Consider the following 12,292-nt stretch of genomic DNA (forward strand, 5'->3'; position numbering starts at 1 on the left):
CTTATTTCTCCACCTTTTTCTTCGAGTAATCTCGTTTACGAGGTGCAATTAACGATACATCGACGTCCTCATAGTGGAATGCAGGTTTTTGGTTTTTCCCTTTGAACGTAGCCATCGTTGTTTTTAGGAATTCTTCATCGTTTCTTTCTGGGAATTCCGGTTTATAGTGTGCGCCTCGGCTTTCATTCCGGTTGTAAGCCCCAATCGTAATGACGCGTGCCAGCTGAAGCATGTTGTCAAGCTGACGCGTGAAGGCAGCGCCTTGGTTGCTCCATGAAGCTGTATCGTTGATGTTAATATGCTTATAGCGCTCCATTAGTTCTTCAATCTTCTGATCTGTTTTTAAGAGCTTCTCGTTGTAACGAACCACTGTCACGTTGTCCGTCATCCATTCTCCAAGCTCTTTATGAAGCACATATGCATTTTCTGTGCCATCCATGCTAAGGATGTTGTCCCATTTCTCCTGCTCTTTCTTCACGGCACTGTCGAATGTTGCAGATGATAAATCTTCTGCAGACTTTTCAAGACCGCTAATGTATTTCACAGCATTTGGTCCAGCAACCATTCCGCCGTATATCGCAGAAAGCAATGAGTTTGCACCAAGTCTGTTTCCGCCGTGCATAGAGTAATCACATTCTCCGGCAGCAAACAAGCCTTTGATATTCGTCATTTGATCATAATCAACCCATAATCCGCCCATTGAATAATGAACAGCCGGGAAAATTTTCATCGGAAGCTTACGCGGGTCATCACCCATGAATTTTTCATAGATTTCAATGATTCCACCAAGCTTAATATCAAGCTCTTTTGGATCTTTGTGAGAAAGATCTAGGTACACCATGTTCTCTCCGTTGATGCCAAGCTTTTGCTCAACACATACGTCGAAAATTTCACGCGTTGCAATGTCACGCGGTACAAGGTTCCCGTATGCTGGGTACTTTTCTTCAAGGAAGTACCAAGGTTTTCCGTCTTTATATGTCCAAACACGTCCACCTTCACCACGAGCTGATTCACTCATGAGACGCAGCTTGTCATCTCCTGGGATCGCTGTTGGGTGAATTTGAATGAATTCTCCATTAGCATAATGAGCACCTTGCTGATAAACGATCGATGCAGCTGATCCGGTATTAATCATGGAGTTCGTTGATTTACCGAATACGATACCAGGGCCACCTGTTGCCATGATGACAGCATCTGAACGGAAGGATTCGATTTCCATTGTCGTCAAGTTCTGTGCGACAATGCCTCGGCATACTTCTTCGTCATCTAAGACAGCGCCAAGGAATTCCCAGCCTTCATATTTCGTCACAAGCCCCGCTACTTCATAGCGGCGAACCTGCTCATCTAGTGCGTATAATAACTGCTGACCTGTTGTCGCACCAGCAAATGCTGTACGGTGGTGCTGTGTTCCCCCGAAACGGCGGAAGTCCAGTAATCCTTCTGGTGTTCTGTTAAACATTACACCCATACGATCAAGTAAGTGGATAATGGACGGCGCTGCTTCACACATTGCCTTTACTGGCGGCTGGTTAGCTAAAAAGTCTCCGCCATATACCGTGTCATCAAAATGCTCATAAGGTGAATCTCCTTCACCTTTTGTATTGACCGCTCCGTTAATTCCGCCCTGTGCACAAACAGAATGCGAACGTTTCACAGGTACGATTGAAAATAGTTTAACAGCTGTTCCCGCTTCTGCTGCTTTGATAGTTGCCATGAGACCAGCTAAGCCGCCTCCGACAACGATGATGCTAGAATTACTCATTGTAGCCCCTCTCCCTCTTCTACTAATCTATTTCCTCTTAAACAAAAGCGAAAATTGCTCTTAGCCCTACATATGAAAGCGCTATAAATATACCTAATGTCACATATGTGGAGATTCTTTGTGAGCGTGGTGAAACTGTAATTCCCCAGCTGACAGCAAATGACCACAAGCCATTAGCAAAGTGGAAAATAGTAGATAAAACGCCGACAATATAGAAACCTAGCATAAATGGAGAGCTTAAAATATTCGCCATCATGTCATAGTTTACTTCAGCTCCAAGCTGCGCTTGAATGCGTGTTTCCCATACGTGCCAAGTGACAAAAATCAATGTGATGATACCTGTAATCCGTTGCAGTCTGAACAACCAGTTTCTTAAGTAACTGAAGCGAGACGTGTTGTTTTGTGCCGTAAAGGCTATGTACACCCCATAAACAGCATGATAGATCAGTGGTAAGAAAATCACGAACAGCTCAAGTGCATATCTGAATGGAAGCTGTTCCATAAAGTGTGCAGCTTTGTTAAACGCCTCTGGTCCATTCGTCGCAAAGTGGTTAATCACTAAGTGCTGTACTAAAAATAGACCGACCGGAATGACGCCAAGCAAAGAATGCAATCTCCGATAAAAAAATTCTTTGTTCCCCGACATTACTTTACCCCCTAGTAAAAAAAGTGCAATTGCTTGAAAATTGTCTTACCCCCGCTTCTTTCAATTGTAAGCACTTTATTCAAATTTATTGACAATTTCATTTTACTCCTATGTCAAAAAAGCGTCAAGAAACCGCGTACATAAATTAAAATTTTCCGAAATTTAAAAGTTTTAAATCAAAATTCGTTTTACTACAATAAGAATTTCTTAGACTTCAGGGAAAACTCTGTCATCATATGCCCACATAAGCTATAATAAATTGTTGAAAGAGGGGAGCCATACAATGAATAAATTCGAATCTAACTTAGAACAGCTAAAAGAAATTGAAGTCAATGGATTTGCCTACGAGCTGATACGCGAAGTTCTGCTGCCTGACATTCTTGGTCAGGATCATTCATCTATGATGTATTTTGCGGGTAAACTGCTTGCTCGTAAATTTCCTCAAGAGTCATGGGAAAAGATCCCCGAATTTTTCCATGATGCCGGATGGGGAACTCTCACGATGGTCCATTCTAAAAAACAGGAAATTGAGTTTGAGCTCGAAGGTCCACTTGTATCGAATCGACTCAGCTATCAAAAGGAGCCATGCTTTCAAATGGAAGCAGGTTTTATCGCTGAACAGATTCAGCTTCTCAATGAGCACGTGGCTGAATCCTATGAACAAGTAAAAAAGCGTGCTGATAAAGTCATTTTAACCGTTAAATGGGATTTAAGAGACCCTAGCTAACACTGTTTATGAAAGGCGATGACTTCGTGTCACGCCTTTTTTATATACCCTTCTATCATAGCACAGTTGGCGTACCGGTTTACGCATGTTTTTCTTTCTTCATATGCTGATGATTTCCAATATAAAAAAGAGGTGTATCTTTTTATGGGATACACCTCTTTTAAAGATTTAAGAATGAGCAGCGGCGCTCACCTTTGATAATTCAAACGCATCATGAAGGGCTTCTACAGCTTTCACCATATCTTCACGATCAACGACTGTTGAGACTTTGATCTCAGACGTACTGACCATTTTCACTTGAATGTCTTTTTGAGCTAACACAGCGAACATTTCAGCCGCAACGCCTGGGTTTGAGACCATACCAGAGCCAACGATAGATACTTTGGCTAATTTGCTTTCTGTCTCAATCTGCTCATAACCAAGCGCACCTTTGTATTCTTCTAATACTTCAACTGTTTTAGACAAATCATCCGTTTTCACAGAGAAAGAGATGGAGGTCTGATTGGTGCTTGTGACAGACTGAATGATGATATCAACATTGATATTTTGCTTTGCAAGTGTCGTAAAAATCGTCGATAGCGTTGTTAAACCGCTTGAAAGGCCGCATACCGTCACGCGTGTCATCTGATCTTCAAATGCAATGCCTCTTACAACTAAATTTTGTTCCATAGATGATTCCTCCTCAATTAACGTACCCGATTCATTTTCAATACTAGAACGGACTTCTAGTGGGATTTGATAATTTTTCGCAAATTCGACCGCTCTCGGATGCAGCACACCTGCTCCTAAATTGGCTAACTCAAGCATTTCATCGTATGAAATTCCTGCAAGTTTTCGCGCAGACGGCACATAACGAGGATCTGTTGTAAACACACCTGGTACGTCCGTATAAATATCACATTTGTCCGCTTTGAGTGCCGCAGCTAGTGCCACTGCTGTCGTATCTGATCCACCACGTCCAAGTGTTGTAATATGTAGATCATCCGCAATTCCTTGGAAACCTGCTACAACGACGACTTTTCCCGCACTCAGTTCTTCTTGGATTCTTGCTTCATCGATGTCCACGATTCTTGCATTTCCGTGCACCTTCTCTGTTTTCATCCCAGCTTGCCAGCCTGTAAAGGAAATGGCATCATAACCTTTTGCTTGCAGTGCCATCGCTAATAATGAAATGGTCACCTGCTCACCAGTTGTCAGTAGCATATCCATTTCTCTTTTGCTTGGATCATCTGTGAGTTCTTTCGCTAGGTCTACTAGAACATCCGTTGATTTGCCCATCGCAGACACAACCACGACCACATCATTTCCTGCCTCGCGTTCAGCGATGACTCTCTCTGCGGCATTGCGAATTTTTTCTGTCGATCCAACAGATGTTCCACCAAATTTTTGTACAATTAGTCCCATGTCTACCACCCTTTTTCAAAAGATCACGTGTGAGAGAAGAGGCTGCGGAGACTGCTCTCTGCACTGCAAATAAAAAAGCAATGAGAGAACAAATCTCCCATTGCTTTAAAATCATCATCAAACGATGCAAACAATGAGATAGCCCTCCAAGAAATACATTCTTGACAGCCCTACATTTCTTCAATGTACAGCCAGCGAATAAAATGAGTGGATTTTATTCACTTCGGCGACGCTCCCCTTTCAGCCCTCTTCCTAGATCCCCTCGATCTCTGAAGGCTTACTCTTGAAGTTCGCACCTCTATCTTCAACAAACAACACGTTCATTTATTAAATTAGTCACATCTTAACAGACTTTTGGAAAAAGTACAATCTATTTTTTTAATGCCTCCATTAAAAGTTCAGCCGTTTGTTTCGGAATACCAGCGTCCTGAAAATCCTGGATAGAGGCTTCTTTCATCTTTTTCACAGAGCCAAAATGTTTAAGCAACTGCTTTTTACGCTTTTCCCCGATACCTGGGACATCGTCTAGAATAGACTGAAAAGCATTCTTCCCTCGCAGCTGCCGGTGAAAACTAATCGCAAACCGGTGCACTTCATCTTGAATACGCTGCAATAAATAAAAGGCCTGACTATTCCGTTCGAGCGCAACAATTTCAAGCGTATCACCCATCATAAGATTCGATGTCCTGTGTTTTTCATCTTTCACAAGACCTGCCACAGGAACAGACAGATTTAATTCATTTTCGAGCACATCTATGGCTGCGTTGATTTGTCCTTTTCCTCCATCGATTAAAATCAAGTCAGGAAGCGGCAGTTCATCTTTTAACACACGGGTATACCGCCTTCTAATGACTTCACGCATGGAAGCATAATCATCAGGCCCCTCAACGGTTTTAATTTTGTATTTTCGGTATTCCTTTTTATACGGCTTCCCGTCTTGGAAGACAACCATAGCGGAAACGGGGTCTGCTCCTTGGATATTGGAGTTATCAAACGCCTCAATCCGGTATGGCATATAAATATTGAGTGCATCTCCAAGCTGCTTCACTGCACCAATTGTCCGTTCTTCATCACGCTCTATAAGCGAGAACTTTTCTTTGAGAGCAATTTTGGCATTTTGATGGGCAAGTAAAAGTAAATCCTTTTTCTTTCCTTTTTTCGGCTGGTGAACGTTCGTCTCAAGCAATTGTTCAATCATCTCTTGATCGACACTGTCCGGCACCAAAATTTCCTTCGGCAGAAAGTGGTTGTTCTTTTCATAAAACTGCCCCATAAACGTGAGAAATTCTTCCTCAGGGTCTTGATACATCGGAAATAGGCTGACATCACGTTCAATTAATTTCCCCTGTCTGATGAAGAAGACTTGGACACACATCCAGCCCTTATCATAAGCATAGGCAAACACATCGCGATCAGATAAGTCACTCATCGTCATCTTTTGCTTTTCCATCGTTGAGTCAATGTATGCGATTTGATCTCTCAGTTCTTTTGCCCGCTCAAATTCTAATTGTTCGGCCGCTTCTTGCATTTTCTCTGTTAATTCTTTCTTGATTTGCTGATGACCTCCGTTTAGAAATCTTGTGATTTCGTCCACGAGCTGTTTATTCGTTTCTTCAGAAATGTCATACACACACGGAGCAAGACATTGTCCAAGATGATAATAAAGACAGACTCGGTCAGGGAGTGTTGCACATTTTCTAAGTGGATATAAACGATCGAGCAGCTTTTTCGTTTCTCTTGCTGCTTGTACGTTCGGATATGGACCGAAGTATTTCCCTTTATCCTTTTTCACATTGCGGGTGACAATCAGCTTAGGGTGACGTTCATTCGTAATTTTAATAAAAGGGTACGTTTTGTCATCCTTGAGCATGACATTGTATTTTGGGTCATATTTTTTGATTAAATTCAGCTCTAAAATGAGCGCTTCGATATTAGAAGAGGTGACAATGTATTCAAAGTCTTCAATTTCACTGACAAGCCGTTGCGTTTTGGCGTCATGTGATCCAGTGAAATAAGAGCGTACCCTGTTTTTTAAAACTTTTGCCTTACCTACATAAATGATCGTATTTTGTCTATCTTTCATTAAGTAACAGCCTGGTTGATCCGGCAGGACTGACAGCTTTTCTTTAATTAATTTGTTCATATTTTCATCCGTCCTTGTTTTCCTCTTTCACTCCTTCTAGTGTATCACGAACACTTGTTTTATACCACGCTGAAAGAAAAGCGGCTCTCGTCTTTACGAGAACCGCTTCAATGATTATGCCGCTTGGGCGTAGATTGGTTTATAGATGTTTGTTGACAAGCTCAGCAAGTGCTTCTTTTGGTTTGAAACCAACAGAAGTTTCTACAACTTCACCGTCTTTTAAAACAAGAAGTGTTGGGATACTCATAACGCCGTATTTACCAGCAGTTTCTTGGTTATCGTCTACATCAATTTTTACAATTTTCATTTTGTCGCCCATTTCTTGATCAAGTTCTTCAAGAACTGGAGCAATCATTTTACAAGGTCCGCACCAAGGTGCCCAAAAATCTGCAAGAACAACACCTTCTGCAGTTTCTTGTGAAAATGTTGCGTCAGTAGCTTTTACGATTGCCATTATTCATTCCTCCAATGTAAATTATGCTTTTTAGTATAGCATCTACCAAAGTGACTTGCGAATGAAATGCTTACGAATCATTTTTTATGAAATGAATTAAAAAACAAACCGTATAATCGCACCAATAACAACAATCGCACCAATGATCATCAGAATGGTTCTAAGCATATGACATAACTCCCTTTCCGCTTCATTTACAATGTATGATGCCCCAACATTCTTCTCATCAAACATTGAAATATGCGATTAAGCCAGATCGACAGTCAACATGACAACCGACATAGGCGGTAGATCAATAGTCAGCTCGCCGTGCTTAACAGCAAATTGCCGAAAGTCCGCAGGCTGAACGGAATGAGGATCATCGAACGTGTTGTGCGCATTCATCCGATCAGCAGTCAGCACACGGCCAGTGACCTTCGTTTTTGCATCGATTCCCTCTATCTCAAGAGATACGTCTGCTTTTTCATGGGGATTCACATGACAGAAACTAATATGCATCTTGTCAGATGACCGCGAGGCTGACACACTGACTTGAGGGATTTTTTCACCCCGGCGTTCATACGAAGGCGCATTCAATTCTACTTCAAGCGCTTCTTCTTCTTGATGCACTTGAAACATGTGAAATACATGATAGGTAGGTGTCAGAAGCATCTTTTCGTCCTGCGTTAACACCATCGCTTGCAGCACATTGACGGTCTGGGCAATATTCGCCATATGAATCCGCTGGCAATGGCGATGAAAAATATGAAAATGCAAGGCACAGACTAGGGCATCTCTTAATGTGTTTTGCTGATACAAAAACCCTGGATTTGTCCCCGGTTCTGGATCATACCATGTCCCCCATTCATCAATAATCATCCCGATTCGCTTGTCTGGATCATAACGATCCATGATTTTTCCGTGTTCCACGACAAGCCGCTCCATTTCAGACGCCTTTTTCAGCGTTGTAAACCACTCATCCTCGTCAAAATCGGTCGCTGACCCTTTTTTCTCCCATGTTCCTGGGACCGTATAGTAATGCAAACTGAGCCCATCCATCCACGGCGCTGCACGCTCCATTAATACTTTTGTCCAATTCACATCATTTGAATTCGCACCGCATGCGATTTTGTAAATGCGCTGACCAGCAAATTCTCTCACATACGTTTGGTAGCGTTTATATAAGTCTGCATAATACTCTGGCGTCATATTTCCACCACATCCCCAGCTTTCATTGCCTACACCAACATACGTCAGCTCCCACGTTTCTTGTTTTCCATTTTGAATCCGCCAATCCGACATAGGTGTCCCTTTAGGAAATGTGATATATTCAATCCATTCTGCTAATTCTTGTACAGAGCCGCTTCCAACGTTTCCACAAATATAAGGCTCACATTCAAGTAATTCACACAGTCTCATAAATTCATGTGTACCAAACGCATTTGATTCAACGGTGCCACCCCAATGAGTATTCACCATCGGCTTACGTTCACTCAGATCCCCGACGCCGTTTGCCCAATGATACTCGTCTGCAAAACAGCCACCCGGCCACCTAAGCACCGGGATATGTAACGCTTGAAGGGCCTTTAGCACATCAGTACGAATCCCCTCAACATGATCAATCTCTGAATCTTTCCCTACCCAAATGCCGTCATAAATTCCTCTTCCTAAATGCTCTTGAAAGTGTCCATAGATGTGTTTAGAAATGCGTCCAATCACTTCATTGACTTTTACTGTCCCATTCACTTATAAACCGCTCCTTTGTTTCGTGATAACATACAAAAAAACCCAGAATACCTAGGCATTCTGAGTGTATGAGCGTTAAGAATGGATATTCATCTTTTTTAACTCTTCATTTAAAAGCGGAACGACTTCGAATAAGTCACCAACTATTCCGTAATCAGCGATTTTGAAGATTTCAGCTTCTGGGTCTTTGTTGATCGCAACAATGACTTTACTGTTGGACATACCGGCTAAATGCTGAATAGCTCCTGAAATCCCGCAAGCAATGTAAAGGTCAGGTGTGACGACTTTACCGGTTTGACCAATTTGCAGGGCATAATCGCAGTAGTCAGCGTCACATGCACCACGCGAGGCACCGACTGCTGCGCCAAGCGTTTGGGCAAGTTCTTTCAGCGGTTCAAAGCCTTCTTTGCTCTTGACCCCCCTGCCTCCTGCCACAATAACCTTCGCTTCAGATAAATCTACACCTTCTGATGTTTTTTTAATGACTTCCTTCACGATCGTTCTTAGGTTTTGAATATCGACAGAAACTTGCGTCACTTCTCCGCTGCGTGACGCATCACGCTCCAACGGTGCCACGTTGTTTGGACGGATAGTAGCCAAAAGCAGACGATCTGTTGAAATGACTTTTTCAAAAGCTTTTCCTGAATAAATCGGTCTAGTGAAAACAAGGTGTTCACCGGTAACGCTTACATCTATTGCATCTGAAATTAAGCCTGTTTGCAGGCGTGCAGCTATTTTTGGTGACAAGTCTTTTCCGATCGATGTATGACCGAAGAGCACTGCATCAGGATTGACTTGATCTAATATTGCCTGAAGCGCCTGCGCAAAACCATCAGACGTATAATATGAAAGATGTGGGTGCTCGACGATCATCACATGATCCGCTCCATAATAAAGCAGCTCATCCGCTTGGTCTTTGACGTGATCCCCTATTAAAATGCCAATCACTTCACCGCCATCAGCCACCTCGTGAGCGGCAGCAATCGCTTCAAATGTCACATTTCTTAATTTACCGTCACGACTTTCTCCAAGTACAACAACTTTTTTACTCATCCTATAAGCTCCCCCTTGTTCTCGTGATATCGTAAAGTGGATGTTTAGATGACTTTTGCTTCATTTCTTAGCAGGTCTGTCAGTTCCTTGACCTGATCCTGAAGCTCGCCGCTCAACACCTTGCCACCCTCTTTTTTCTCCGGTAAGAAACGTTCGATTGTTTTGATTTTAAATGGCACATCGTCTTCATCTAGATCTAGATCGTCTAATTCCAGTTCTTCTAAAGGCTTTTTCTTTGCCTTCATGATGCCTGGTAACGATGGATAACGAGGCTCATTGAGACCTTGCTGCGCGGTGACCACTAGCGGGAGCTCGGCAGAAATCACTTCCACATCACCCTCTGCATCTCGTTCAATTGAAGCTGAGCCGCCGTCGATTTGAATACTTGTAATGGTTGTGACATATGGAAAGCCGAGTAATTCAGCAAGACGCGGGGCCACCTGTCCAGACCCGCCGTCAATCGCTACATTCCCTGCTAAGATCAAGGAAGCTTCTTTATCCTTGAGATAGTGATATAGAATTGTAGAAGCGGAAAATTGATCCCACTCCTCCAAATCATCTTCAACATTTAATAAAACGGCTTGATCGCAGCCCATTGCAAGTGCTGTTCTAATTTGTTTCTCCGCATCTTCATTGCCAACTGTCACGACCGTTACTTCTCCCCCGTGCTCATCCCGAAGCTGAATCGCTTCTTCAATTGCGTACTCATCATAAGGATTAATAATGAACTCTGCCCCATCTTCTTGAATAGCACCAGACTGAATAGAGATTTTCTCTTCCGTGTCAAACGTACGCTTCATTAAAACAAAAATATTCATTCATTTCTCCCCCTTGTGTCGTACTAATCCCTTATTCCCCTTTAAAATTCGGTTTACGCTTTTCAATAAAAGCTTGGATGCCTTCTTTGGCATCATTCGACTGGAACACCTCAGCAAACTTTTTGGCTTCCAGCTTCATTCCGCCATCATATGAGTACACTTTTGTCGCATTCAATAACTCAAGCACATACTCAAGCGTTTTAGGGCTTTTCGCTGCAAATTTCGCCGCCAATGTTTTCGCTGTTTCCAGCGCTTCTTCCTCTGTTTCCGCAAGTTTTGAAACAAGTCCGCAGGCAAATGCTTCTTCTCCTGTAATTGGCTCAGCTGTTCCCATCATTTCAAGTGCTTTAGCTGATCCAACATAGCGAGGCAGGCGCTGCGTTCCACCGAATCCTGGGATAATACCGAGATTTAATTCCGGCAGTCCCAGCTTTGCATCTTTTGTTGCGATTCGAATATCACACGACATTGCCAGCTCAAGCCCGCCGCCTAATGCTGCCCCGTGAATGGAAGCAATCACCGGTTTTGGACATTGTTCAATTCGTTCAAACACTTGCTGTCCTCTGTCTGCAAGGCTGGCATAATCAGACTCTTCCTGCAAGGTCGTAAATTCTTTAATATCAGCACCTGCTGAGAAAAATCTACCTTCTCCATGAATGACAATTGCTCTCACTTCACTGTTTTGTTCAAGCTGATCAAACATGTCGTTGAGTTCAGTGAGAAGCTGAGAGGATAAGGCATTTGCAGGTGGGTGTTGAATCGTGATGAGTGCTGTCTGTTCGTCTTGGTGTAAGCTAAGTATTTTTTCCATGTCAATCATCCTTTTTCAATTGTCTTTAAGATTGATGTATTCCGTTTAAGAGAAGATCATGTACACTTTCTGCGAGTGCAGGCAGGTCATACTTTTGATCATTCATGACCCATGTTGTAGCGGTTTCATCAATCGTCCCAAATACCATTTGTCTCGCTAAGCGGACATCTAGATTTTGTCTAAATTCTCCTGTCTTCTTTCCCTCGGTTAAAATGGAGTCTAGCATATTTAAATACCCTTTCAGCACCTCATTGATTTTTTGGCGCAGTTCAAGGTTTGACTGCCTGAGTTCAAGCTGTGTCACAAGGGCCAAATGATGGTCTTGCGATAGCAGGCGAAAGTGTTCTCGAATGAGGAGAAGAAGCTTTTCTTTCGCAGACGGTTTCTTTTGAATATCGTTTTCCATCCGTTCGATGAATTGTCCCATTTTTTCTTTAAACAACGAGATCAGAATATCCTCTTTGTTTTTGAAATAGAGATAAATGGTTCCGTCAGCTACTCCTGCTTGTTTGGCAATCTTTGAAACTTGTGATTGATGGTAGCCGTTCTCTGCAATCACCACAACGGCTGCATCAATAATTTGCATGTACTTCGGTCTTTTCTGCTTCAATGTGCTTCGTCCCTTTCTAAATTGAATGAGCGTTCATTCATAACTTTATGTTAAAAAGAAACGAGTGATTTGTCAAGTGATGTTCTTCTTTCTTTTCAACCTTTAGCATACCAGAGCAGACACGTACAATTCAAATCAT

General features: G+C 42.5%; 11 protein-coding genes and 1 riboswitch. Of the genes, 1 reads left to right on the forward strand and 10 read right to left on the reverse strand.

Annotated features, from left to right (window positions below):
* Position 1: 1 nt before the first annotated feature.
* Together sdhA and LCD34_RS03880 are read right to left on the reverse strand one after the other, a co-directional pair.
* Positions 2-1,762 carry a succinate dehydrogenase flavoprotein subunit gene (gene sdhA / locus LCD34_RS03875; RefSeq protein WP_008345971.1) on the reverse strand — a complete coding sequence of 587 codons (1,761 nt, stop codon included), beginning with the start codon at positions 1,760-1,762 and terminating at the stop codon, positions 2-4.
* Positions 1,763-1,799: 37 nt separating this feature from the next.
* On the reverse strand, positions 1,800-2,408 hold the full coding sequence (locus tag LCD34_RS03880) for a succinate dehydrogenase cytochrome b558 subunit (RefSeq protein WP_007501622.1): 609 nt from the start codon (positions 2,406-2,408) through the stop codon (positions 1,800-1,802).
* Positions 2,409-2,691: 283 nt separating this feature from the next.
* Here LCD34_RS03880 and LCD34_RS03885 point away from each other — a divergent pair, with 283 nt between their 5' ends.
* Positions 2,692-3,135 (forward strand): YslB family protein, encoded by a 444-nt coding sequence (locus tag LCD34_RS03885; RefSeq protein WP_008345974.1) that lies wholly within the window; start codon positions 2,692-2,694, stop codon positions 3,133-3,135.
* Positions 3,136-3,303: 168 nt separating this feature from the next.
* Here LCD34_RS03885 and LCD34_RS03890 read toward each other — a convergent pair whose 3' ends face one another.
* From LCD34_RS03890 to LCD34_RS03925, 8 genes are all read right to left on the reverse strand, one after another.
* Complete coding sequence (locus tag LCD34_RS03890) at positions 3,304-4,539, reverse strand: aspartate kinase (RefSeq protein WP_113747106.1); 1,236 nt, start codon at positions 4,537-4,539, stop codon at positions 3,304-3,306.
* Between the two features lie 131 nt (positions 4,540-4,670).
* Positions 4,671-4,848: riboswitch (Lysine riboswitch) on the reverse strand.
* Positions 4,849-4,909: 61 nt separating this feature from the next.
* A complete protein-coding gene (gene uvrC, locus LCD34_RS03895; RefSeq protein ID WP_007501627.1) occupies positions 4,910-6,682 on the reverse strand; it encodes an excinuclease ABC subunit UvrC in 1,773 nt (590 codons plus the stop codon).
* 139 nt (positions 6,683-6,821) lie between these two features.
* Positions 6,822-7,136, reverse strand: coding sequence for a thioredoxin (trxA, locus tag LCD34_RS03900; RefSeq protein ID WP_007501629.1), 315 nt, complete (start codon positions 7,134-7,136; stop codon positions 6,822-6,824).
* A 246-nt stretch (positions 7,137-7,382) separates the two neighbouring features.
* Positions 7,383-8,861: an alpha-N-arabinofuranosidase gene (locus tag LCD34_RS03905; protein WP_224558559.1), complete on the reverse strand. Its 1,479-nt coding sequence runs from the start codon at positions 8,859-8,861 to the stop codon at positions 7,383-7,385.
* A 75-nt stretch (positions 8,862-8,936) separates the two neighbouring features.
* Positions 8,937-9,914, reverse strand: a complete 978-nt coding sequence (locus LCD34_RS03910; RefSeq protein ID WP_224558560.1) for an electron transfer flavoprotein subunit alpha/FixB family protein — start codon at positions 9,912-9,914, stop codon at positions 8,937-8,939.
* A gap of 44 nt (positions 9,915-9,958) precedes the next feature.
* On the reverse strand, positions 9,959-10,732 hold the full coding sequence (locus LCD34_RS03915; RefSeq protein ID WP_146270705.1) for an electron transfer flavoprotein subunit beta/FixA family protein: 774 nt from the start codon (positions 10,730-10,732) through the stop codon (positions 9,959-9,961).
* Positions 10,733-10,763: 31 nt separating this feature from the next.
* Complete coding sequence (locus LCD34_RS03920; protein ID WP_017358245.1) at positions 10,764-11,543, reverse strand: enoyl-CoA hydratase; 780 nt, start codon at positions 11,541-11,543, stop codon at positions 10,764-10,766.
* Positions 11,544-11,568: 25 nt separating this feature from the next.
* On the reverse strand, positions 11,569-12,153 hold the full coding sequence (locus LCD34_RS03925) for a TetR/AcrR family transcriptional regulator (RefSeq protein ID WP_017367816.1): 585 nt from the start codon (positions 12,151-12,153) through the stop codon (positions 11,569-11,571).
* Positions 12,154-12,292: the final 139 nt, after the last annotated feature.

Origin of the sequence: Bacillus sp. RAR_M1_44 (genome assembly GCF_020165935.1) — a bacterium.
GTDB classification, from domain to species: Bacteria; Bacillota; Bacilli; order Bacillales; family Bacillaceae; genus Bacillus; species Bacillus altitudinis.

Excerpts from the sequence above, each read along its gene's own strand:
- uvrC (WP_007501627.1), bottom strand. The coding sequence starts at position 6,682 with ATGAACAAATTAATTAAAGAAAAGCTGTCAGTCCTGCCGGATCAACCA.
- LCD34_RS03880 (WP_007501622.1), bottom strand. The coding sequence starts at position 2,408 with ATGTCGGGGAACAAAGAATTTTTTTATCGGAGATTGCATTCTTTGCTT.
- LCD34_RS03910 (WP_224558560.1), bottom strand. The coding sequence starts at position 9,914 with ATGAGTAAAAAAGTTGTTGTACTTGGAGAAAGTCGTGACGGTAAATTA.
- trxA (WP_007501629.1), bottom strand. The coding sequence starts at position 7,136 with ATGGCAATCGTAAAAGCTACTGACGCAACATTTTCACAAGAAACTGCA.
- sdhA (WP_008345971.1), bottom strand. The coding sequence starts at position 1,762 with ATGAGTAATTCTAGCATCATCGTTGTCGGAGGCGGCTTAGCTGGTCTC.
- LCD34_RS03915 (WP_146270705.1), bottom strand. The coding sequence starts at position 10,732 with ATGAATATTTTTGTTTTAATGAAGCGTACGTTTGACACGGAAGAGAAA.
- LCD34_RS03920 (WP_017358245.1), bottom strand. The coding sequence starts at position 11,543 with ATGGAAAAAATACTTAGCTTACACCAAGACGAACAGACAGCACTCATC.
- LCD34_RS03890 (WP_113747106.1), bottom strand. The coding sequence starts at position 4,539 with ATGGGACTAATTGTACAAAAATTTGGTGGAACATCTGTTGGATCGACA.
- LCD34_RS03885 (WP_008345974.1), top strand. The coding sequence starts at position 2,692 with ATGAATAAATTCGAATCTAACTTAGAACAGCTAAAAGAAATTGAAGTC.